Raw genomic sequence first — 23315 nt, 5'->3', positions numbered from 1 at the left:
GTGGTAAGTATACTGACGGAGTGGACTATTACTACAGCGGTAGCGACGGAAAACCCAAGTGGGGTATGGAGGCCAGCGGACTAGCTGCCGTCGACTTACAAAACAAGGCAGCTTTGCATTTAGACATGGTACAAACCGTTGACCGTCACGAAAGCGAGACACTATTGGAGTATTATGGTTCGACTATCATTGCCCGAAAAGACCGCTTGCAGTCAATATCAAAATACATAGCGGTAGATGCCTATTTTTCTCGACAACCTTTTGTAGATCAAATGGTTATGAACGGTTTCGATGTGATTACTCGTTTAAGAAAAGACGCTAAAATCCGTTATCTTTATCGCGGCCCACGAGAAAAGCGACGGGGGAAACCACGGCAGTTTGACGGCTACGTAGCTGTTCGCAACCTCAGAGAGGATGTCTTTACGCCTTGTGCTATCGACGAAGATAGAAAATGGATTGCGTACGAGGCAATTGTAAATGTAGAAGCGCTTAAATGTCAAGTCGTATTGGTCGTTGTCCATGATCTAGACAGTGAAGGCCAGGTAAATGGCCATCGACTTTATATGTCAACTGACACCAATCTCAACGGTGGTGAAGTTCTTCATGCTTACCAATGTCGATTTCAACAAGAATTTCTATTTCGCGACGCGAAGCAAGAACTGGGCTTGGAGCACTGCCAAGCCTACTCTTGGCAGAAAAACGATTTCCACTTCAATGTGGCGATGACTGTTGGCTCGCTAGCCAAAGCAGCTTACCATTTACAAGTCCCGGGGCAACCTGTTAGGGCTTTCTCTATCGCCGATGTAAAACAACGTCACATGAATGAATTCCAAGCACAACGAATATTATCCTTGTGTCGACTGGACCTTGATGAGGACTTAATTCGAAATCTCCAGCAACACTTCAGTAATTTCGGGCTTCGCAACTTCCAAAGGGCATGAAAACCTCTACAGACCATTGTTTCAAAACATCGACCATTTAAGGTGTTGTAGGCACCCTTTTTAGTTAAATTTTGACTTTCCTAGGAAAAAAAGTTGCAGTATTGAGCTTAAGGCTACTAAATTACAATATCTGGAGAATTGCCAGATACACACATGAAAAAATATAGCCATGAAAACCCTCCTCCATTCTTGCCTTCTAGTAGCCCTTTCTTGTCTCCTATTACATTCCTGCGAAAAGGATACAGTAGTTTTGGATACCGCCTCGTCAAATACTGAGCACCATACTGTCTACTTTGATATAAACGATTTGACCGGTGGGCCAAAAAGCACAATTGGGCTTATTCCTCACGTACTAGGACCAGAAAGACAAAATCCACTCACGGTTGAGAATTTGAATCTTGCAGAAATCCAGATCAAAGGTTCGGGGGGCACCCATGCTGCCACCGATCTTTACGTAAAATTTCAGCCCGTAGACGTAGATGACTTGAGAGAACTCGAAGAAGCAGACCTTTTTCTGCTAGATTTCCCTTGGACTCGTGAGCTAATCTAAAAAGGTGACTACTATCAATCTGGAAAAGATTCGACAGATTACCCAGACCTTTACACTACTTTGAGCGTACACGCCCCAATTCCTAGTGTGCCCTACGTGATCTTAGCCAATCTTGATCTTTCGGAAAGTGATCCCAAAATTTTAAAGCGAGCCTTTGAGATAACAGGAAACGGTCAAGAATTCACCGATACTTACGGATCTATTGAAAGCGGAAAGAAAATATGCCTTCTCAATAGAGATGATTGGACGATTATTGTATGTGAAGACGATGGAGGAGGAACTGGCGGTGGTGGCGGCAGCCCCTTCATAACGAACGAATGCGGGTGCCAGATTTTTGCTAATCAACGCAAACCTGGTGGTACAATCAAGGTAGAAGATACCCAGTTCAACCAAGATTTTCCAGTTCGGAGAGTTCGGGTAGTTGCAAAAAATGGATGGTTTACCTGGCGCAGGACGGACACCGATGACAATGGATGCTGGCGGGTAGACAAAGAGTTCTCGGGGAGGGCTTGGTTTTGGGTAAAGTTTAAGGATACCGTTACAGACCGAGTTAAAATTCGCTTTTCCGGGATTAGAGGTTTGCGCTTTTGGCAAAAGGCATTTACCGGCAGTGTGTACTTAGGAAGATTGAACGGGCCAAATTTTCATAATATTTCCACTCGATTTGGAAGGTGGAACGGGCAGGAAGTAGGAACTAAAGTCCATTACTCTTGGGCCGGAGCAACAGTAAATAATGCGCTGCATGAGTTTCATGATTTTTCCAGTCAGGAAGGCTTCATACCGCCGCCAGATAATATCAATATGATGGTTAACTTAAAAAGAACTGGTGGTTTCGCTACCATGCTTAGGCAAATGGGCAGCCAGGATTTCATTACTGCCGTTAATCAGGGAGTAGGGTTTTGGGCACCAAATGCCATTGGATTTACCCTAAATGACAACATTGGACAAGTACTGGTTGACGCTACCCAGTCGTTATCTTGGCCTCAGTCTTCTCCGTTGCTCAATACCTTTCTTGGGGACGTGAACACCGGTGGGGATTTTAGAAACTCGGATCGAATGAAGCGATTAGCCTACCATGAAATTGGACATGCGTCACATTTTGCTGGAAGCTCAACAAGTTTTTATCGATCAATAATTGCTGCCGAGGTAGGTGCATTTGGACATGGAAACCCTAATGTTAACTTGGCAGGGCATATACAAATTGCGGAAAGCTGGGCCCAACATATGGCACTTACCATGGTGAAGTTGCAGTATCCTCCTTCTGTCGGAAACACTTCAGTAGTGTTGAGTTGGGAACTGGAGCACGAAGATGTTAGAAATGAAAAGGAAAACCATATCCCTATCGGAATTTTTAATGACTTAATTGACGGCATTAATTTATCCGAAAATGTATATGACGAAGATGATTTTATTTTAGACTCTAATGGGTTCATTGTTTCAGTCCCTCGCACTCCGTTACGAGACAATGTAACGGGCGGATATACAAACCAATTTTTCGCACAAACAATGAACAGCTCTGTTTTCACTCCTGATATTCTACGGCAAAGATGCATTTCATCCCTCCCGGTAAACGTGACCACTGCCGATGTAAATGATTTATTTTCCGAGTACAACAACTAATATGGCAAAATCGACTCACAATTTTATTTTTTCAAGGAATTATATTTTCACTTGGTGCTTACTGGGAATGACATTATCTTTATCATGTGAAGATAAAAAGTGCGGTGGAAACAATAGCAGATATCAATATCTATTGGAAGTAAAAGCCACCATCACGCCCGCCAAGGAGCTTTACCACTTGGGGGATACCGTTGCGTTTTCACTGTATCTGCCACGCACTATTATTGACCGCAACCACGACGAACTGGAAACGATTGCTAACCACTCCCTTGTTCACCTTTCCTTTGCAACGCGAGTGGACACCCTAGAAGATGATGTCCTGATGGATCAGTTTCTAAATTTAGTTGGCCCCGACATCGGGAATGCCCGTTTCGAACCCGTGGGAAATTCCGTAGCCGTTACGGCCGATTTCACGGAGAACAACCTGGGCGACTGGGAACTACAGTACCGTTTTGTGTTAAAAAGAACGGGTGTTTATTTTTTCAGACTCAATTATTTTATCGGAGGTGAAAGAAGGGCAGGAAACTTACAACTGCTAAACGAATGTGGCAACGGCATTATCGAGTTATTTCACAATCTGAATGATGGTGCCAACAACAATTGGCATTTATTGTGCGCGTCTAACGAGCAATACTGTACACCTGCTTGGGATGAAACCGTACGTGATCGGACTTTCGACCAACACGCTGGTTTTGTGTTTAAAGTAGTGGAATAGCACCCCCTAGCTTGCCCTCATTTTTTCCGCCACCGCCCTGCTTTTGTGGCTAAAGCGCAGCGGTAAAAGGCGGCGGCCCGCACCGCTCCCTAGAAAGAAGCAGGCGGGCCGCCATAATAGTTGAACCACCCTAGTTCTACGATTTTTAGCTTGCTCTTTTCCCACCTCACTGCCCCAAAAAGCCTCGCTGACGCTATGGCGTCAACTACGTTTTTTGGGTTGTGAGGCGAAAAAATAGCGGCGCTAAAATTTCGCATTTCTAGGGTGTTTCAACTATAAACAAGTTCGTTCCGATAAGCCGGGTTCTGTCATCCGGACGTTGCCGCCGGAGCTCCACCATTTATCCAGGCCGGCAATTGCTCACCGGCTCTATCTACCTACCCGTGTTGCTGGGTGTACGGCCGGGCCGACCGCCCCCGCTACGGCAAAACCGCGCAAGGGCAACACTGCTTGGTATTTCAACCCACGGGGTTTACCCCCCTCCCGTGTTGCCACCGGAGGGCGTGCGCTCTTACCGCACGTTTTCACCCTTACCCCACACTGCTGCGGGGCGGTATAGCTTTCTGTGGCACTTTCCGTATCCCGCATCGCTGCGGAACCCCGGCCGTTAGCCGGCGTGGTGCCCTGCGTTGCCCGGACTTTCCTCTTGCGGTCACACTCCCCGAAAGGAGGGCCGCCAGCGGTGGAGTGGACGAACTTGCGGGTGGAGAACGATGCCCCCCGGAGAAAAGTTCTCCGCTGGCCAACGCCTTCCATTGCTCCTTGTCCCAGGGGGAGCACCTGCGTCCGCGCAAGATGCCCCACAGCTTGCGTGATCCTGACGAGCGAAGCGGATCTCGGGACCGCGCCCCCTCCACTATCAATACCCCACCCGATAGCCTTACCTTTGCCGGCAAATGCCTACGCCAGTGGAAGAATGGGAAGAAAATTTCGCTTACCAGCGGGTCCGTCACCTGATCCAGCAGAAGTTTGACCGGCCGGTACTGCCCGACCTCAACGCGCTGCTCTTCCTCATCGGGGTCCAGGAACTGGGCCGCTGGAAGCAAGACTTCAGCAAGGAAGAAAAGCAGGACCTGATGCACATCGCGGTGTGCCGCCTGATGAGCTACGACGGCCACTACACCTTCGTGGGCCGCGACGACGAGGGCTGGCCCCACTACCGCCTGGAAAGCAAAATTCCGCCCCAAGACTTGCCGGGGCAGGAAAGCCTGTTGAAAGAAAAGATCGTCCGCTACTTCAATGAACTGGAGGAAGAGGAGGGTTTATTAGGTTAGCGTGAGGTTGAGCCCTTATATAACCACGACTAACTGGTCTTCAACGGCCTTTAGAAGGCAGTTCGGTAGTTTTGTAGTTCGGTAGTGGGGTATTGTCAACTACCGGACTAAAAAACCATGGCGATCTAAACATCTGAAAATCAGCGAGTATCTGCGTTGCATACCCCCAACCTGACGTTAGGTTAAGCCTTCCCCCGGTAGCTGCGCAAATCAGAAAAATTCGCCAGCGTGATGATTTGCCAGGCGTTGAGCACGCGTTCCACCTCCGCAGGGTGGATGGCCGCCAGGGCCACCAGGGCGGTGCCCGTATCGGGCTTCGGCACCAGGTCATTGTAGTATTCCGGGAAGCTGTCTTTCTCCGACTTCGTGGCGCGGCTGCGGTTCAGGTGGGTGGTGCGGGCGGCGTTGCTCCACACTTCGAAGCCGAGGCCGGCCTCAAAACACAGGAGTTCGAGGCGGTTGATGATGGCTTCATCGCTGGTGTGCACCAGGCAACTGAAGGTTTGGAAAGGGGAGCGCTTCAGCCGGTCGAGGTAAGGATACACGGCGGTGCGGCGCTGGTTGACGATGTTGTTGCCGCACTGCTGCCGCCGGTCGTAGAGCACCAGATCGCGGTACAGCAAACCACTATCGGGGTGGGGGATGCTGAGCAGGCGGGCGCGGGCGGCGTCGAGGGGCTGCATCCACAGAATTTCGTAGCCTTTATCGCCCGCCAGCTCCAGGCTCAGCGGATGATCGAGGGCTACGCGCTCGAAGCCGAACTTGGTCCAAACGGTACTGCCCACCCGCATGCGGCCCAGGGCAACGGCAGCCAGGCCGAGGTGCCACCAGGCTTCGCGGTCGTCGGCGTCCAGCGCAACGGTCTTTTTCCAATAGTGAAAGGCGGGCTTCCACTCCCGCCGCCGGTGGTAAATACGGCCCAGGGCCGCGAAGCCTTCCGGCCACTCGGGGATGATGCGGGTGACCTTCTTGAGCAGCTTCACCGACGTATAAACATCCCCTACTTTGTCGTAGCGGAGGGCTTCCTCGTAGAGGGCCAGGTAGTTCGGGTCCATGAAATTGCTGTCGCGCAAGGCCAGTTGTTTTCTTAAGCGTGAAGATAACGAACGCTGGGAAATGAAGTTGCATGGTGCTCGCCGCTCGGGCAAGCTGGGGGACATACCGCAAAGTAGGCAGCGAAAACCGCCGCCGCCCAAATGCTTTTGGGTAGCCCACAGCCCTTACCTTTGCCCCTTGGCCGAAACCGGGGGGCCCTAGCGGGTGTTTCTCTTTCCCACTGGGGCACCCCAGCAGTCTTTACCTATTCATATGTCTACCATCTCCACTGATCTTCCCGATATCCGCGCTCTTTCGCTGGAGGAACTCACCTCAGCCCTCGTGCTGCTCGGGGAAAAACCCTTCCGCGCCCGGCAGGTCTACGAATGGCTGTGGAAGAAAGGTGCGCGCAGTTTTGAGCAGATGACGAACCTTTCGGTGTCGTTGCGGCAGCAACTCGCCGCCCAGTTCAGCTTGCTGGTGATTACGGAGGATAAAGTCCAGCGCAGCAGCGACGGCACCATCAAAAGCCGCTTCCGCTTGCACGATGGCCACCTGATTGAGTCGGTGCTCATCCCCGTGGTGGCCGACGACCGCTTCACGGCCTGCGTCTCCAGCCAGGTGGGGTGTAGCCTGACCTGCACCTTCTGCGCTACGGGGCGGATGAAGCGCCTGCGCAATTTAACGGCAGCGGAGATTTACGACCAGGTTTTCCTCGTCAACGAACAATGCCTGGAGGCCTTCGGCAAGCCCCTGACCAACATCGTCTACATGGGCATGGGCGAACCCCTTTTGGCCTTTCGGGAGGTGGTGGACAGCATCGACCGCATCACCTCGCACACCGGCCTGGATATGGCCCCGCGCCGCCTGACCGTCTCCACGGCCGGCATCGCCAAGATGATCCGCAAGCTGGCCGATGAAGACACGAAAGTCAACCTGGCCGTCTCGCTCCACGCCGCCGACGATGCCAAACGCAACGAGATCATGCCCATCAACGAGAGCAACAACCTGGAGGCGCTCGTCGATTCGCTCGACTATTTCTACGCCAAAACCAAGAAACGGATTGGCTACGAGTACATCGCTTTTCAGGATTTTAACGACTCCCTCGAAGACGCCGAAAAGCTCTACCAGATCTGCCGCCGCGTGCCCTCAATGGTCAACATCATCGAGTACAACCCCATCGATAACGCGCCTTTCCGCAAGGCCACCGAGCACCGCATCGATGATTTCGCCACTTATTTGCGCGACCGCGGCATCATGGTGACCGTCCGTCGCAGCCGGGGCAAAGACATCGACGCCGCCTGCGGGCAGTTGGCGAACAAGGATTAGGGCGCGGCCGCAGGTGCTCCCCCCCGACCCCCCGAAAGGGGGAGTTATGACAAGGAGCCGTGGAGGGGAGAGGTGTGCAACTTGCGTAGGCCGTTGCTTTATTTACTACGCTTGTAACGAAAACAAGGGGATAAATCCCCTCGCTACTCTGGGCGACCCACCGGGTCTTGGCCAAGATATTCCAGTGGCAGGAGCACTTTGTGTTGCAAGGCAAAACTAGTCACCACCGCAACCACATAAACGGACCAGCCTAATCCAAGACGAGTCACTATCGCGTGCGGTAGCTCCTTTACTCCCTTTCCCCTTTACTCCCTTACTCTCCAGCCCAGTAAGCCGTCGGCCGGTCTTTACTCATCAGGAGCGTGGCCGTGCGTTCGTCGCCCCGGAAGAGCTTGACGATGTTTTTCTGGTCGGCAAAAGTGCCCGTGAGCAAGCTGTTGGCAATTTCTACTTCCACTGGCTCGGCGTCAGTAGGCGAGACCAGGTATATCCAGAAGCCGTGGAGGTCGTCGTCCAGTTCGAAGCCCACGAGTTGGAGGTTGAGGTCTTCGCCGTTCCAGCGGATGCGGAAATGCTTTTCCAGGTAGGCCAGCAGGTAGCGGTCGGCGTCGGCCAGTTGCTTTCTGGTGCCCAGTTGCAACACCGGGGTGCCCGCCGCCTGCATATCCAGTTCGAGGTCTTCTACGAATACGTGCATTTCTACCTGGACCTGGCTTTTTTCGGCAACGTAGCGGACGTTCGTTTTCGAGACGTGGTAGTCGTGCAAGGGCGCCGGGCCGGACAACAACAGGGCGGTAAGGAGGGACAACAGGTACATAGCAAACTGAGGTAAAGCGTGAGTCAATGGCCAAAATGCCGAGTTCTAACGACTGAGGCGGTCTTCTTCGCGCAGTTTTTCGAGTTTTTTCCAGAAGGCTTCCTGTTCGCGCTCCTGCTTCGTTTTGGTGAAGGCGTCGGCGTCGAGAAAATGTTCTTTGGGGCTGGCGCGGCGGCGCTCGGCCTCTTTCCTTTTGGTTTCCAGTTCGTGGTCTTCCATTTCACCCCGGAACAGCCAGCCCGCCAAGGCGCCCATGATGAGGCCCAGCAGGTGACTTTCCCAACTGATGCCCTCCTGCCCGGGCAGGATGCCCACCACCATGCCGCCGTAGTAAAAGAGCACCACCAGGGAAACCACTACCGCCCGGAAATCCCGCCGGAAGATGCCGCTAAAGGCCAGGAATGCCGCCAGCGCGTAGACCACCCCGCTGGCCCCGATGTGGGTCACGGAACGGCCCAAAGCCCAAACAAGCACACCCGTGCCGAGCCAGAGCGTTGTCATCACGCGCGGCCACAGCCGGGGGTAGAAAAATACGAGCAGTCCGCTCAGGGTCAGGAAGGGAAAGGAGTTGCTGAGCAGGTGGGGCCAGCCGCTGTGCAGCAAGGGCGAAGCGATGATGCCGGGTAAGCCCGCCAGCTGCCGCGTGTGCAGACCGTAGTAATAGCTCAGTGCCCCGCCCAGCAGGTAGAAGTCGAGCACGGAAACAATCCAGATGATGGCCAGCAACAGCAAGGGCCAACGAATGACGTTCCGGAGATTGCGTTTGCTGAGCATGGTCTTTGGCTTTTTATTCTTCTTCCGATCCGGGCATCTGGTCGGTTTCGTAGAGCTGGTCAAAGAGATTATCCACGCGGTGCATCTCGTCCAGCGTCTCATCTATGTAGAACGCGATGGCGGGCATCCGCCGCAGGTGGCGCTTCAGGCGGTGGGCCAGGCTGTTTTTCAGGCGCTGGTGTTCCTCTTCCATTTGCAGTAGAACGGCCTGCTTATTGTCCGTATTCCAAACGCTGAGGTAGATCTTGGCCTGGCTCAGATCGGGGGTGGGGTGTACTTCGGTGACGGTCACCAGGGGCTCCGGACCGTAGACGTAGGAACCTTCCTGCTGTACAACAATGCTGAAATTACGCTTGATCAACTCGGCAACCTGGCGTTGACGTTTGGACTCCATCTGGGGGGATTTAGTGGAAGTAACGTGCGGGCGCTACCGCAGGTTGCATCGGGGCGAGGGAATCCCCCGGCGGCCTCTCCTTGCGCGGCGCGGCAGCTTCCCCCGGCACCTGCGGCCGCGCCCGGATTCGCACGGCTCCGTTAGAGCACTTACCGCAGTCCCAAAACGGAGTGGCGGGGCATTTATATCGCCTTTACTATCTTTACCAAAATTTGTTTGAAACCCTTTTCCCGTGCCCGCGCCCGCTGCCAACAAGGCCCCACTGCTGGACCGCTCCGTCGCCCACCTCCCCGGCGTCGGGCCCGCCAAGGCCAAAATCCTGGCTGAAGACCTCCAGATTCACACCCTGGGTGACCTCCTCTACGCCTACCCTTTTCGTTACGTAGACCGCACACAGTTTCACCGCATTTGCGACCTGGTGCCCAGCAGCGGAACCATCCAGGTGCGCGGCATCCTCACCACCCTCAACGTCAAGGGCGAGGGCCGCGCCTTCCGCCTGGTGGGCCGCCTGCGGGACGATAGTGGCGCGGCCCTGGAGTTGGTGTGGTTTAAGGGCATCAACGTCTTGCAGAACATCTTCATCGTCGGGGAGGAATACATCGCCTACGGCCCTTTGCAGGAGTTCAACGGCCGGCTCAGCATCACCCACCCGGAGATGGACCTGGCCCGCAACGCCCCCACCACGGCGGAGGCCACCTTCGAGCCGGTCTACGCCAGCACCGAAAAACTGAATCGCCGGGGCCTCGACGCCCGGGGCCGCCGCAAGCTCATCCGTACCCTCTTCGAACAACTCCTGCCCCAGGATCTGCCGGAGATCATCCCCGATCACCTCGTGCGCGAGCTGCGCCTGGAATCCCGTCACGCCGCCCTGCGCAACATCCACCTGCCCGGCAGCCAGGCGGAGCTGGACGCCGCCATCCGCCGCCTTAAGTATGAAGAACTTTTTCTGCTCCAACTCCGTCTCCTCCAGCTCAAGGTAGTCCGCGAAGCCCAGGTGGCCGGCTATACTTTTGATCGCATCGGCACCATCTTCAACCGCTTTTACAGCGATTTCCTGCCCTTCGCCCTGACCAACGCCCAGAAACGGGTGCTCAAGGAAATCCGCTACGACCTCGGCCGCGGCATCCAGATGAACCGCTTGCTGCAAGGGGACGTCGGTTCCGGCAAAACCATGGTGGGGCTGATGACGATGCTGATGGCCCTCGACAACGGCTTCCAGGCCTGCCTGATGGCCCCCACGGAAATTCTGGCCTTCCAGCACTACGAATCCATCACCGGCTACCTGGCGGGGATGGACCTGCGCGTAGCCTTCCTTTCCGGCAACGTCAAAGGCAAGGCCCGCCGTGAACTGCTGGCCGCCCTGGCCGCAGGGGATATCGACATCCTCCTCGGCACCCACGCCCTGATCGAGCCCACCGTCGTTTTCAAAAACCTGGGCCTGGCCATCATTGACGAGCAACACCGCTTTGGCGTGGAGCAGCGCGCCAAACTCTGGGTCAAAAACAAGCCCTACCCGCCCCACGTGCTGGTCATGACTGCCACGCCCATCCCCCGCACCCTGGCCATGACGGCCTACGGCGACCTCGACGTCAGCGTCATCGACGAGCTGCCGCCCGGGCGCACGCCCATCGAGACGGTCCACTTCACCGAACACCGCCGCGAGCGCGTGTTCGGGCGCATCCGCGAGGAAATCGCCAAGGGGCGGCAGGCCTACATCGTCTACCCCCTGATCGAGGAAAACGAAAAGCTCGACCTCCTCGCCCTCGAAGCCGCCTACGAGGAAATGCTCCACCGCTTCCCCCGGCCGGACTACCAGATCAGCGTAGTCCACGGCAAAATGAAGCCCGACGCCAAAGACCAGGAAATGGCCCGGTTCAAAGACGGCCAAACCCAGATCATGATGGCCACCACCGTCATTGAAGTCGGCGTCAACGTGCCGAACGCCACCATCATGGTCATCGTCCACACGGAACGCTTTGGCCTCAGCCAGTTGCACCAACTGCGCGGCCGCGTCGGCCGGGGCGCTGAAGCCTCCTACTGCATCCTCCTCTCCAGCGTCAAACTGAGCAAAGAAAGCCGGGAGCGCATCAAAATCATGACCGAAACTACCGACGGCTTTAAGATTGCCGAAGCCGACCTGCGCCTCCGCGGGCCAGGCATGATTGACGGCACCCAGCAGTCGGGCATCCTCCAAATGCGCATTGCCGACCTGGCCCAGGACGGCGTCATCCTGGCCGTTGCCCGCGACCACGCCAAAGCCATCCTGGCCCAGGACCCGCACCTGCAGCGCCCCGAACACGCTAGCCTGAGCGCCCACCTGGAACAATTTTACAAATCCGTCCGGGGCTGGGGCCGCATCAGTTAGCCGCCCTTCCTTTTTCTCCTCTTAATCCAAGCACTATGTTTTCCGCCGCCACTTATACCGAACGCCGCCGCCAGCTGGCCAGCGCCTTGCCTTCCGGACTGATTTTTCTGCCGGGTAACGGCGAGGCTCCGATGAATTATACGGACAATGTCTACCCCTTTCGCCAGGACAGCAACTTCCGCTATTTCGCGGGCCACAACCTCCCCGATCTGGCGCTGACCATCGACGCGGGTACGGGCGCCAGCCGCCTCTGGGGCAACGACATCAGCCTCGATCACGTCGTCTGGATGGGTGAGCAACCCAGTGTGGCCGACCTGGCCGCCGACTGCGGGGCGGAGCGAGGCGGTACGCTGGACGAACTGAGTGCCCTGCTGAAAAAACACGCGACGGAGGTGCATTTCTTGCCGCCCTACCGCGCCGACCGCAAACTTTACCTGGCCGAACATCTGGGCGCGGCCGCAGGTGCCAGCGAAGCCCTGGTAAGAGCAGTGATTGCCCAGCGGTCGGTCAAGTCCTCCGCCGAGCTGGATGAGATGGAGTTGGCCGTAACCACCAGCCTGCGGATGCACGCCGCAGCCGAAGCCCACGCCGCTCCGGGGCAACTGGAAGCCGAAGTAGCGGGATTGATTGAGGGCATCGCCATTTCGGCGGGCGGACGGCTCTCCTACCCCGCCATCGTCACCCGCAACGGCCACGTCTTGCACAACCACTACCACGGCAACGTCTTGCGCCCCGGCGACCTCCTCCTCATTGACGCGGGGGCAGAAACCCCTTCCGGCTACGCGGGCGACCTGACGCGCACTTTCGCCGTCGGTAAACCCATGACGGAGCAGCAGCGGGAGATTTACGACCTCGTACACGCCACCCGCATCGCCAGCATCGCCGCGCTGCGGCCGGGCATCACCTACCGCGCGGTCCACGACGCAGCGGGCCGGCAAATCGCCGCGGGCTTGAAAGACCTCGGCCTGATGCAGGGCGACCCCGCCGAAGCTGCCGCCGCCGGAGCCCACGCCCTGTTCATGCCCCACGGCCTGGGGCACATGATTGGTTTGGACGTCCACGACATAGAAGACCTCGGCGAAGACCTGGTGGGCTACGACGAGAACCACCGCCGCAGCACCCAGTTTGGCACCCGCAGCCTGCGCCTGGGCAAAGAACTGCGCGAGGGCTACGTCCTGACGGTAGAGCCTGGCATCTACTTCATCCCCGCCCTCATCGATCGGTGGCGGGCCGAAGGAACCTGCGCGGCTTTCATCAACTTCGCCGCCCTGGAGGCGTACCGCGATTTTGGGGGCATCCGGCTGGAGGACAACGTGGCCATCACCGAGCAGGGGCACCGGGTGCTGGGGGCGTAGTGCACGGTAACGTAACGTGAGCTTGAGCCTTGGCAATAATCACAACGGACTGGTATTCAACGGACTGGTATTCAACGGCCTTTAGAAGGTAGTTCTGTAGTTCTGTAGTTCTGTAGTTCTGTAGTTCTGTAGTGGACAATACCCCACTACCGAACTACGAAACCCTTGCGATCTAAGCGTCTTACAATCCAGCGAATATCTAGGTTGCATACCCCCAAGCTGACGTTCCCCTAAAGTGTTCATCGACGCAACTTTGCCATCCGTCGAAAGCATTGGTTATCAAGGAAAAGGGAGGCCTTTCTTCGCAACCTAATCACGAATCAAATCAACGATGGCACCAATTAAACTTAGCACACTCTTTTTACTGGTCTTGTTCTTCACCGCCTGCGGGGGCAGCACCTACTACCTGGAAACCACCGACGCCAGGGGCATTGAGGCGGGCGACGACGTGTACCGCCAAGGCATTGTCGTCGGCGAAGTGGAAGAAGTCGGCTTCGAAGGCAACCGGGTAATGATCGAAATCTCCGTCCAGGAACCTCTTTACGAAGGCCAGGGCTTCAGCATCCGCGGCGAGCACGCAACGGCCCGCCTGGAGCTCGACGCCCCCCACAGCGACGCCAATGAACTGGCCGAAGGGGCCACCTTGCGCCACGACGGCCTGGAAGTAGTGCTGGAGGGACTGGGCAGCATCGGCAACTCCATCGGTGACGCCATTGAAAACGTCTTCAGCGGCGGTGGCCGCAGCCTGGAAACCCGCCTGGAGCAACTGGGCGAGCGCCTGGAGCGCTGGGGCGCATCCATGGAAGACTGGGGCCAAAACAACGAACACCGCTTCGAGGAACTGGAACGCAAGCTCAACGCCTGGGCCGAAGACCACGAAGCCGAAATGGAGGCCCTCGACCGCGACATCACCGCCTGGAGTAAAAATTTTGAAGGCGACCTGGAAGACTTCGCCAGCATCATGGAACAGGTTTCCGAAGCCCACCCCGTAGGCAGCGAAGCCTGGAAACAAGCTTTGAAGGAGGCGCTGGAGCAGTAGCCTTTTCCGCTGGCTATGGATGAGCTAAAGCGTAGCAAACTGCTCGATTAGGCAATCTTGAAAACTTTAGCCGTACGCTCAGCTATTGATGCGCTTCATAAATCATAGAAAGAGATAAAGCTGGGATGGTCTCCCTCCCCAGCGTAGTAAAAAAGAGCGACGTGTAAATACGTTGTTTCAGGAATACTGGTCACTTTCCATTTGACAGCCGGACCTGCCTTGCGCATCATCTTGTTGACCTTTTTGGCCAACTGAGCATTGCGAAATGGGATGAGCACTTTCCGGGATCGAATCGAAAGATTGGGCCTTACTTCGTATTGGAACAATGAAAAATCTCCAACGTTCCCATCCATTCCTTTAAAGGCATCTAGGGCGCCCCCTTTTATTTTTACCCCTAATTCGTATTCATTTTCAACCGTAATTCCCTGCCCGGTGATGGTCCGCAGAAAATTGAGTTTTCGATGCAACGATTGCTGGTAGTTATGTGCAGCCCGGGAAGAATAAAAATGGGAAGGGGTAGCCATGTTCTTGGAGCCTGAGCAATAACCAAAACTGAGCCGCCCTTTCCAGCGCGAGGCAAAAACCAGCCATTCCGTATTCTCTTTGGGAAGGAAAGCACAGGAACTCGTAAGACGACTGTGGACCCGTAAAGTGTCCGGTTTAGCTCCTTTAAAGCTTTCCAGGAGCGTTATTTCCAGAAGATGATAATCCTTATCATTGGGATCGGGCTGAACCGAATTGATCGCAATTCGTGCCACAAATTCGGATTGGGAGATCCGGTCCACCAAATACTCGTAAGCACACTTACACGCTGCGAGCTGAACAATGGGGAGCAGGGTGAAAATAAGTAGGGAGAAAAGCCTAAGGTGTTTTGGCATTGCTAATGTTTTTTTTGGATAAGCGTAAGATGCCGCCGATCGCCAAATTACATAATCTCCGCAGTCATCCCGAAAGGTTGGCTTGTCTTCCGTCCTTGGCCTAAGCTTCTCCTTGTCCCCCTTCCCTGCACCTGCGGCCGCGCCCCGAAAAAACCCACGGGCGGGTGCAACTAGCTCCCCTCCCAACATCTTTACCCTATCTTCGCCCCCTCAAAACACAGTACATGGAACGCAGCGAGCAGGAACTCGTCCGCCGGGAAAATTTGCGCCGGATCCGGGAAATGGGCATCGAGCCTTTTCCGGCCGCCACCTTCCCCGTCACTCACCTGGCCACCGACATCCTGGAGCAGGCAGAATTTGACGACGAAAACAAGGCCACGAACTTCGGCGAAGTCACCCTGGCCGGCCGCGTCATGGCCGTTCGCGTAATGGGCAAAGCCGCCTTTGCGGGGCTGCAGGACAGCTCTGGCCGCATCCAGATTTACGTCAGCCGCGACGACATTGCGCCCGGCGAAGACAAAGCCCTCTACAACGACCTTTTCAAGAAATACCTGGACCTGGGCGACTTCATCGGCATCAAGGGTTTCGTCTTCCGGACCCGCACCGGCGAGGTATCCGTGCACGTCCAGGAATTCACCTTCCTGGGCAAGGCCCTCCGCCCGCTCCCCGTGGTAAAAACCGATGAGGACGGTAACACTTACGACGCCTTTTCCGACCCCGAGGCCCGCTACCGGATGCGGTACGTGGACCTGACGGTGAACCCCCAGTACAAGGAAATTTTCCGCAAGCGCAGCCGCCTCATCACCGCCATGCGCTCCTTTCTCGATGATCTGGGCCTGATGGAAGTGGAAACCCCCATCCTGCAACCCATCCACGGCGGCGCGGCGGCGCGGCCCTTCGCCACCCACCACAATACGCTCGACGTGCCGATGTACCTGCGCATCGCCAATGAGCTGTACCTCAAGCGCCTCATCGTGGCGGGCTTTGACGGGGTGTACGAATTTGCCAAAATGTTCCGCAACGAGGGCATGGACCGGACGCACAACCCCGAGTTCACCGCCGTCGAGTTCTACGTAGCCTACAAAGACTACAACTGGATGATGGACACCTGCGAAGCCCTGCTGGAGCACGCCGTGAAAAGCGTGGGCGAAAACGGCAGCACCCGCGTAACGGTAGGCGACAACGAAATCGACTTCAAGGGCCCCTACCGCCGCCTGACCATGGCCGACGCCATTATGGAGTACACCGGCGAAGACATCAACGGTGCTGACGAGGCTGAGCTGCGCGCCATCTGCCAGCGCCTGCACATCCACGTGGATAAGACGATGGGCCGGGGCAAGCTGATCGACGAGATCTTCGGCGAAAAAGTGGAAGGCCACCTCATCCAACCCACCTTCATCACGGACTACCCCGTGGAGATGTCTCCCCTCACCAAAAAGCACCGCAGCAAGGAAGGCCTCGTCGAGCGCTTCGAACTCATGGTCAACGGCAAAGAAATCGCCAACGCCTATTCCGAGCTCAACGACCCCATTGACCAGCGGGAGCGCTTCGAGGAGCAACTGAAGCTGGCCGACCGGGGCGACGACGAATCGATGCCTATGGACGAAGACTTTCTCCGCGCCCTCGAATACGGCATGCCCCCTACGGCCGGCATCGGCATTGGCATCGACCGGCTGGTGATGCTGCTGACGGGACAAAAGTCCATCCAGGAAGTCCTTTTCTTCCCCCAGATGAAACCCGAGGCCTAAGTACTGGCTCTTTTCCCGCAAATACCAATCCCCCCGGCCCATGCTTGCTTACATTACCTGGACTGCCTCCCCCGAAATTTTTTCCATTGGCCCCATTCACGTACGCTGGTACGGACTGATGTTTGCCTTTGGCTTCATGATCGGGTTCTGGCTCGTGCGGCGCATGTTTTTGGCCGAAAAAGCCCCCGAAGCCTGGCTGGATTACCTGTTCTACTTCCTCATCGGCGGTACGGTGCTGGGCGCACGCCTGGGCCACGTGTTATTTTACGAATGGGAGTACTACTCGACGCACCCCAGCGAGATCATCAAAATCTGGGAAGGGGGGTTGGCCAGCCACGGCGGCGTCATCGGGGTGGTAACGGCCCTGTGGTTGTTCAGCCGTTTCGTGAGTAAGAAGTCGTTCTTTTGGGTCAGTGATAAAGTTGCGGCACCCATTGCCTTGGTGGGGGCGATGATCCGCTTCGGCAACCTGATGAACTCCGAGATCGTGGGGACGCCGAGCGACCGCCCCTGGGCTTTCAAGTTCGTCAATGCCACTCCGGCTGAACTGGCAGCCGTACCGCGGCACCCCGTTCAGCTCTACGAATTGCTCAGCTACCTGCTGGTTTTCGGCGTCCTGCTGTGGCTCTACTGGCAGCGCGACGCCTGGAAAAAACCGGGTTTGCTGACGGGGCTGTGGTTCATTGGCATCTTTGGTTTCCGCTTCCTCTGGGAGTATTTCAAGAGCGACCAGGGTGGTTTTGGGCAGGCGCTGACTACGGGTCAGTGGTTGAGCGTCCCTTGCGTGTTGGCGGGATTGGTGATGGTGTTGGTGGCTCGGGCGAAGGATGTGTGATGTAAGATGTGTGATGTCAGATGTACGCCGGTTGCGGACGTCCCGTCCGGCGGAGCGCCTTAGGCTAGGTGAGAAGAGCTTCGCTCTTTTTTTGAACCACTAAGGACACGAAGAGGAACTAAGCTTGGGGAAGGAGCTTCGCGCTTTATTTTGAACCACTAAGAACACTAAGTTCACTAAGCTTTTTTTGGTGCTGCGCTTGGTTGAGCCGCTATGCGGCGAAGTGTCAGGTGCCCCCCGGTCGAGTTGTTGTACGGCAAAATGTTGGCCGAACCACAATTCAAGTAAACCTCCTCAAAAAGGTTTACAGTCAAGGTGAAACGTCTCCACCATTTCTTGAACCGCTAAGGACCCGAAGATCTAACTTGGTCAGAACCATCTCTCCTCGTGCGAAGCAAATTTTAAATGGTACTTTGTAAATTGTAATTTGTAAATCCCATGTTAGCCAAACGCATCATCCCCTGCCTCGACATTAAGGACGGCCGCACCGTCAAGGGCGTCAACTTCGTGAATTTGCGCGACGCGGGAGACCCCGTAGAGTTGGGAGCCAAGTATTCCCTGGCCGGCGCGGATGAGCTCGTTTTTCTGGACATCACCGCCACGCACGAACGCCGCAAGACCTTGGCCGACCTGGCCCGCGACATTGCCCGCCACCTCAACATCCCTTTCACCATTGGCGGGGGGATCCGGGAGTTGGCCGACGTTGATGCCCTGCTCAACGCTGGGGCGGATAAGGTGAGCATCAATTCTGCGGCCGTCCGCCGACCCGCGTTGATCGATGAGCTGGCCTACGGCTTTGGCAACCAGTTTGTGGTGGTGGCCATCGACGCGAAAGAAAAGGATGGGGAGTGGTACGTTTACCTCAACGGCGGCCGGGTCCAAACGGAGCACAAGCTCTTCGACTGGGCCCACGAAGCCCAGGAGCGCGGCGCGGGGGAGATCCTCTTTACGAGCATGGACCACGACGGCACCAAAGCCGGCTTTGCCAACGCGGCGCTGGCGGCCCTGAGTGAACGGCTCAGCATCCCCATCATCGCCAGCGGCGGCGCAGGCAACAAAGAGCATTTTGCGGAGGTGTTCACCACGGGCAAGGCCGACGCAGGCCTCGCCGCCAGCATCTTCCACTTCGGCGAAGTAGGCATCGGCGAACTGAAAAGCTACCTGGCCCAGGAAGGTATTCCCGTCCGGCCAGTCTAACACCATCCTCCCGTTTACCTTAACCTGGAAATGGGAGGACAACGAATTGCCCAACCGGGCGTTGATTTAAAGCATTCCACGATTGCTTACTTGCCCCCGGGCACCCGCAGAAACGAAAAGCCGCTATGTCTGATAAAAACGACGCTCCCCCCGCCTGCCCGATTCCCCGCTGGCAGTTGCTCAAGCAGGAACTCCGCAACGTTGGCCCCCAGGAATTTGACCGCCTGCGGAAAGCCGCCCCGGCGGGCACGCTGATTGACGTACGCTCCGAAGCGGAGTTTGCCGCCTACCACTTCCCCGGCGCCATCAACTTCAACTACCTGGGGCCTGACTTCCTGGAGCAAATGGAAAGCCTCGATCCCGCCCAGGAATACCTCGTGTACTGCCGCAGCGGCCGCCGCAGCGTGCGGGCCTGTACGCTGATGCGCAACGCTGGATTCAACCACCTTATCCACCTCGACGGTGGAATCAACGCATACCAAGATTGATGATTCTCCGCTTCCTTCCCCTCTTCCTTCTGCTTTGTCTTTTTGCCTGTGGTGCGCCGGCCGATAGCCAGTCGGCAGCCCCCGTAACAACAGCCACGGAGACCCCACCGCCGGTTTACCAGGACCTCAGCCCTGCCGAATTTGCCCAACGCATTGGTGATGAAAATACCGTTTTACTGGACGTCCGCACCCCCGCCGAAATTGCCGCTGGCAAAATCGACGGTGCGGTGGAGATGGACCTCCGGGGCAGTGATTTTGCCGAGCGCCTGCGGGCCCTCGACCCCACCAAGACCTACCTCGTCTACTGCGCCGTGGGTGGGCGGAGTGCTAAAGCCTGCACCATGCTCAACGACGCGGGCTTCGAGCGGGTGTATAACCTGCGGGGAGGGTACGCGGCGTGGAAGGAGGAGTAGATTTTAATTCCAAAAGGCCGAGTTTAATAAAGGGCGCTCTGGGAAGAAGTAATTTTTAACCAGTAGCCACCCACCATTCAAACGCCCCCATGCACCTCCGTGTAGCCACTTTGGCCGACATCCCGCAAATTCAGCTGGTCAGGAATTCCGTGACCGAGAATATGCTTTCTAACCCAGATCTGGTGACTGATGCGGACTGCGCCGAGTACCTTAGCACCCGGGGCAGGGGCTGGGTGGCCGAGATCGGGGGCGAAATTGTGGGCTTTTCCATCGTCGACCTCCACGAGAATAACGTTTGGGCGCTCTTTTTAAAACCTGAGTACAGCGGGCGAGGTATCGGACGACAACTGCACGAGGTTATGCTCGACTGGTATTTCCACCAAACTACCCTGCCCATCTGGTTGGGAACGGAGCCGGGAACCCGGGCGGAGCAATTTTACCAGAAAGCCGGTTGGGAAGAAACGGGGGTACACGGGAAAGGAGAAATTAAGTTTACCATGCGCCACGGGGCCTGGGCAGAGCGCGTTGGGCGACGCTAACCTGTCCCCCACGGGCCTACTTCCCCGGCTCCTTTTACCTTGCCTGGCACCTGCGGCCGCGCCCCTTTCAACACGCCCCTGGAGCCCGCCAAGCGCTGTTTCCGGGGCTGTCCCCTAAAGCTTTGGCTGAACCCTTACCCCTTCCCAGGCGTATACTCGCTGCCCCGTCGCCGCAAAGCCGGGCCGTATTTACCGATGCTTACCCGCCTGACTTCTGCACCGCCCGCTGATTTTTTCCTGACCAAAGACGGTCGGGAAACCTTGGATACGCCCATTTCCCAAGACCGCCTCTACGTGCACCACTACGGCCACGGGCCGCGGATCATGCTTTCCGTCCACGGCTTTGGCCGCAACGGCCGCCGGATGGAGCGCCTGGCCCTGGCGCTGGGCGAGCACTTTACCACCTTCGCCCCTGACCTGCCCTACCACGGAAAGTCGGAATGGGTGCGGCAACAGTACCTTCCAGCGGAATTGGCTGCCCTGTTTAATCGCTTGCTGGCCGATTACCAAGACCAGCCCGTTTACCTCCTGGGCCACAGCCTCGGTGGCCGCCTGCTCAGCGCAACCCTGCCGCTGCTGGAGCATCCCGACGTGCGCGATCTCGCCCTGGTGGCCCCCGACGGTGCCGGCGGCCGCTACACGAACTGGATCGATACTTTACCGCGCTCGCTGGTGCGCCCGCTGGCCAAGTTTTCCGAACGCCCCCGCTACCTGCTGCGCCTCAGCCAGTGGCTCCGCCGCCGGGGCGTCATCAATAAATATTCGGCTGAGTACCTCAGCTACAACCTCAAAGACGGCACTTTCCGCCGCCGACTGGCCGGGTCGCTGCGCAGCATCCTTCACTTTCCGCCCCGCCCGGAGGAACTCGAAATGGCCCTGCGCAAGCGCAACATCACTGCCACCGTTTTTGCTGGCGACCGCGACCCCTTACTACACCACGAGCGCCTCGAAGCCGTCTACGGCCCCTTACCCTCGGTCCAGGTCATGCCCTACTCCGGAAGCCACTGGCTGCCCGAACAGTTGCTCTACAACTACTACCTAGCGCGGTAAAACAGATGGGCGCGGCCGCAGGTGCCGGGCAAAGACCAAGGGCAAAAACCGCCCAAACGCCCCGGAAAAGCGCCAAGCGCCCCCGGTTCATCCACTCCCCGCCACGGTAGCTGCCGGATAAAAGCCCGTGTTTTGACGCTTTGTATGCTTACCAGAAATTAACATAGCCGCGCTTAATCCTTACCTTCGCCGGTATAACCACCCGGAATTTAACACGTGAGCCAACTCTCCTACGCCAACGTCGGCACGATGCTCGACCGTACCACCCGCCTCCTCAAGGCGGAATTCCAGCGTGCTTTCCGCGACGCTGGCGTAGACATTACGCCCGAACAATGGGTGGTGCTGGACCACCTCTACAAGGCCGGGGCCTCTTCCCAAACCGACCTGGCCAACGGCACTTTCAAAGATGCGCCCACCGTTTCCCGGATCATCGATAAGCTGGCCACCAAAAAACTGGCCGAACGCCGGCGTTTCCCCAACGACCGCCGCCGCTACATGGTAGCCCTCACCAAGGCCGGCGAGCAGGCCCACGAACTGCTCTTCCCCCGCGTCGAGGAACTCCGCATCCGTGCCTGGACGGGCCTGACGGCCAGCGACTACGCCGAACTCACCCGCCTTCTCGATCACATCCGCGAGAATTTTCCGCAGGAAGAAGAAGGCAGACAAGAGCCCTAAGCTGAATGCACACTGCATTCAGCCCACTACCCGAAGTGGCTCCACCCCTGGGCCTTCAGGTCGTGGATGTTGCCGCCGACGGTGTGGAGCTTGATGCCATCGGCCGTCGGGACGATCTCGCCAGCGATGTAGATATCGGGCAGGAAGCGGATTTTTTCTAGGTCTTTGGGGTCGATGGTAAAAAGCAACTCATAGTCTTCGCCGCCGGAGAGGGCGCACGTGATGGGGTCGAGGTTGAATTCGAGGGCTTGCAGCTGGGCTTCGGGACGGATGGGGACGTTGGCCTCTTCAAGGATGGCGCCCACCTGACTGGCCTTGCAGATGTGCATCAGCTCGCTGGCCAGTCCGTCGCTGATGTCAATCATGGCCGTGGGTACGATGTCATTTTTCGCGAACAGATCGACCATATCGGTACGTGCTTCGGGGCGGAGGATGGCGGCGTAGAGGTCTTTGTTTTCTGGCTTCATTTCCGGCTGGGTGCCGGGGTTGGCCAGGTAAATCTGCTTCTCCCGTTCGAGGAGTTGGAGGCCGAGGTAGGCGCTGCCGAGGTGGCCGGTGATGCAGATGAGATCGCCCGCCTTGGCGCCGCTGCGGCGGGTGATGCGGCTGGCCGGGGCCCGTCCGATGGCGGTAACGGAAATGATGAGTCCTTTGGTGGAGCTCGTCGTATCGCCGCCCACCAGGTCCACGCCGTAGGCCTCGCAGGCGGCCTGGATGCCCGCGTAGAGTTCTTCGAGGGCTTCCACGCTGAAGCGGTTGCTCAGGGCAATACTGACGGTGATCTGCTGGGGCCGGGCGTTCATCGCGCAGATGTCGGACACGTTGACGGCTACGGCCTTGTAGCCCAGGTGTTTCAAGGGGGTGTAGGCAAAATCAAAGTGGATGCCTTCCACGAGCATATCGGTACTGACCACGAGGTGTTCGTGGCCGCCGGTATCGATGATGGCCGCGTCGTCGCCAATGCCCAGCAGGCTGCTTGGCTGGCGGAGTTGGAAAGGGGCGGTCAGGCGGTCAATCAGGCCAAATTCGCCCAGGGTATTTACGTCGGTACGGGTTGCCATAAGGGGGTGGGGTTAGCTACGCTGCGGCGGTGGCGGCAGCAACAAACGGGCGCGGCCGCGGGTGCAAAGAAAGTCGCTTTGGGTGCAATGAAGGTAACCCTCCGCCCGGCAGCAAGTTGCCCGACGGCGGGGAACTTGTTGGCCCGGCAAGGGAATTGCGGACAAAAGTCCTTAGTTTTATGGAATCTCCCTCCCTTTTTCGTCCCTACGCAAAAACCTGAAC

The 23315-nt window shown here is 57.0% G+C and carries 23 protein-coding genes and 1 other RNA gene; 17 read left to right on the top strand and 7 right to left on the bottom strand.

Translation table 11 applies throughout. The annotated features are described in order from the left end of the window. From H9S92_RS20030 to H9S92_RS20015, 4 genes are all read left to right on the top strand, one after another. Positions 1–941 (top strand): transposase (locus H9S92_RS20030; RefSeq protein WP_222936065.1); only part of this gene is annotated, 941 nt, incomplete at its 5' end. A 169-nt stretch (positions 942–1110) separates the two neighbouring features. Then, a complete protein-coding gene (locus H9S92_RS20025) occupies positions 1111–1491 on the top strand; it encodes a hypothetical protein (RefSeq protein WP_187468476.1) in 381 nt (126 codons plus the stop codon). 96 nt (positions 1492–1587) lie between these two features. After that, a complete protein-coding gene (locus H9S92_RS20020; RefSeq protein WP_222936183.1) occupies positions 1588–3111 on the top strand; it encodes a hypothetical protein in 1524 nt (507 codons plus the stop codon). A 1-nt stretch (position 3112) separates the two neighbouring features. After that, the gene (locus H9S92_RS20015) at positions 3113–3826 is read left to right on the top strand and encodes a hypothetical protein (RefSeq protein ID WP_187468474.1); all 714 of its coding nucleotides are present in this window, start codon (positions 3113–3115) and stop codon (positions 3824–3826) included. 276 nt (positions 3827–4102) lie between these two features. Here H9S92_RS20015 and rnpB read toward each other — a convergent pair. Continuing rightward, an RNA gene (gene rnpB / locus H9S92_RS20010) (RNase P RNA component class A) lies at positions 4103–4526 on the bottom strand. Positions 4527–4722: 196 nt separating this feature from the next. Here rnpB and H9S92_RS20005 point away from each other — a divergent pair. Next, on the top strand, positions 4723–5100 hold the full coding sequence (locus H9S92_RS20005; RefSeq protein ID WP_222936182.1) for a hypothetical protein: 378 nt from the start codon (positions 4723–4725) through the stop codon (positions 5098–5100). Positions 5101–5282: 182 nt separating this feature from the next. Here the strand turns inward: H9S92_RS20005 and H9S92_RS20000 are convergent, their stop codons facing one another. Then, positions 5283–6173, bottom strand: a complete 891-nt coding sequence (locus H9S92_RS20000; protein WP_187468473.1) for a tetratricopeptide repeat protein — start codon at positions 6171–6173, stop codon at positions 5283–5285. 235 nt (positions 6174–6408) lie between these two features. Here H9S92_RS20000 and rlmN point away from each other — a divergent pair, with 235 nt between their 5' ends. Continuing rightward, a complete protein-coding gene (gene rlmN, locus H9S92_RS19995; RefSeq protein WP_187468472.1) occupies positions 6409–7464 on the top strand; it encodes a 23S rRNA (adenine(2503)-C(2))-methyltransferase RlmN in 1056 nt (351 codons plus the stop codon). A gap of 313 nt (positions 7465–7777) precedes the next feature. On the opposite strand, the gene H9S92_RS19990 is transcribed toward rlmN, so the two are convergent. From H9S92_RS19990 to rbfA, 3 genes are read right to left on the bottom strand one after another with little or no spacing between them, the layout of a single operon-like run. Beyond that, complete coding sequence (locus H9S92_RS19990) at positions 7778–8281, bottom strand: DUF6702 family protein (RefSeq protein ID WP_187468471.1); 504 nt, start codon at positions 8279–8281, stop codon at positions 7778–7780. A 45-nt stretch (positions 8282–8326) separates the two neighbouring features. Beyond that, positions 8327–9055: a rhomboid family intramembrane serine protease gene (locus H9S92_RS19985; RefSeq protein WP_187468470.1), complete on the bottom strand. Its 729-nt coding sequence runs from the start codon at positions 9053–9055 to the stop codon at positions 8327–8329. Positions 9056–9068: 13 nt separating this feature from the next. After that, complete coding sequence (gene rbfA / locus H9S92_RS19980; protein WP_187468469.1) at positions 9069–9449, bottom strand: 30S ribosome-binding factor RbfA; 381 nt, start codon at positions 9447–9449, stop codon at positions 9069–9071. A 232-nt stretch (positions 9450–9681) separates the two neighbouring features. On the opposite strand from rbfA, the gene recG reads away from it, so the two are divergent. The 3 genes from recG (at position 9682) to H9S92_RS19965 (ending at position 14208) form a co-directional block, all read left to right on the top strand. Then, on the top strand, positions 9682–11814 hold the full coding sequence (recG, locus tag H9S92_RS19975; protein ID WP_187468468.1) for an ATP-dependent DNA helicase RecG: 2133 nt from the start codon (positions 9682–9684) through the stop codon (positions 11812–11814). A 35-nt stretch (positions 11815–11849) separates the two neighbouring features. Next, positions 11850–13169: an aminopeptidase P family protein gene (locus tag H9S92_RS19970; protein ID WP_187468467.1), complete on the top strand. Its 1320-nt coding sequence runs from the start codon at positions 11850–11852 to the stop codon at positions 13167–13169. 331 nt (positions 13170–13500) lie between these two features. Then, complete coding sequence (locus tag H9S92_RS19965; protein WP_187468466.1) at positions 13501–14208, top strand: MlaD family protein; 708 nt, start codon at positions 13501–13503, stop codon at positions 14206–14208. Between the two features lie 95 nt (positions 14209–14303). Here H9S92_RS19965 and H9S92_RS19960 read toward each other — a convergent pair whose 3' ends face one another. Next, positions 14304–15086 (bottom strand): hypothetical protein, encoded by a 783-nt coding sequence (locus H9S92_RS19960; RefSeq protein ID WP_187468465.1) that lies wholly within the window; start codon positions 15084–15086, stop codon positions 14304–14306. Positions 15087–15310: 224 nt separating this feature from the next. On the opposite strand from H9S92_RS19960, the gene lysS reads away from it, so the two are divergent. The 8 genes from lysS (at position 15311) to H9S92_RS19920 (ending at position 22031) form a co-directional block, all read left to right on the top strand. Beyond that, complete coding sequence (gene lysS, locus H9S92_RS19955) at positions 15311–16834, top strand: lysine--tRNA ligase (protein WP_187468464.1); 1524 nt, start codon at positions 15311–15313, stop codon at positions 16832–16834. 40 nt (positions 16835–16874) lie between these two features. Next, entirely contained in the window at positions 16875–17669 is a 795-nt protein-coding gene (lgt, locus tag H9S92_RS19950; RefSeq protein WP_187468463.1) for a prolipoprotein diacylglyceryl transferase, read from the top strand. Positions 17670–18107: 438 nt separating this feature from the next. Continuing rightward, positions 18108–18866, top strand: a complete 759-nt coding sequence (gene hisF / locus H9S92_RS19945; RefSeq protein ID WP_187468462.1) for an imidazole glycerol phosphate synthase subunit HisF — start codon at positions 18108–18110, stop codon at positions 18864–18866. Between the two features lie 125 nt (positions 18867–18991). Then, positions 18992–19354, top strand: coding sequence for a rhodanese-like domain-containing protein (locus tag H9S92_RS19940; protein ID WP_187468461.1), 363 nt, complete (start codon positions 18992–18994; stop codon positions 19352–19354). After that, entirely contained in the window at positions 19354–19767 is a 414-nt protein-coding gene (locus H9S92_RS19935) for a rhodanese-like domain-containing protein (RefSeq protein WP_187468460.1), read from the top strand. Before H9S92_RS19940 ends, H9S92_RS19935 begins: the two co-directional genes overlap by 1 nt. A gap of 89 nt (positions 19768–19856) precedes the next feature. After that, positions 19857–20306, top strand: coding sequence for a GNAT family N-acetyltransferase (locus H9S92_RS19930; RefSeq protein ID WP_187468459.1), 450 nt, complete (start codon positions 19857–19859; stop codon positions 20304–20306). Positions 20307–20501: 195 nt separating this feature from the next. Continuing rightward, on the top strand, positions 20502–21356 hold the full coding sequence (locus H9S92_RS19925; RefSeq protein WP_187468458.1) for an alpha/beta fold hydrolase: 855 nt from the start codon (positions 20502–20504) through the stop codon (positions 21354–21356). A gap of 216 nt (positions 21357–21572) precedes the next feature. Next, a complete protein-coding gene (locus tag H9S92_RS19920) occupies positions 21573–22031 on the top strand; it encodes a MarR family winged helix-turn-helix transcriptional regulator (RefSeq protein ID WP_187468457.1) in 459 nt (152 codons plus the stop codon). 26 nt (positions 22032–22057) lie between these two features. On the opposite strand, the gene thiL is transcribed toward H9S92_RS19920, so the two are convergent. Beyond that, entirely contained in the window at positions 22058–23092 is a 1035-nt protein-coding gene (thiL, locus tag H9S92_RS19915; RefSeq protein WP_187468456.1) for a thiamine-phosphate kinase, read from the bottom strand. Positions 23093–23315: the final 223 nt, after the last annotated feature.

Origin of the sequence: Neolewinella lacunae (assembly GCF_014349155.1) — a bacterium.
GTDB classification, from domain to species: Bacteria; Bacteroidota; Bacteroidia; order Chitinophagales; family Saprospiraceae; genus Neolewinella; species Neolewinella lacunae.
Note: the sequence above shows the minus strand (reverse complement) of the source record. Positions and strands in the feature narration are given on the sequence as shown.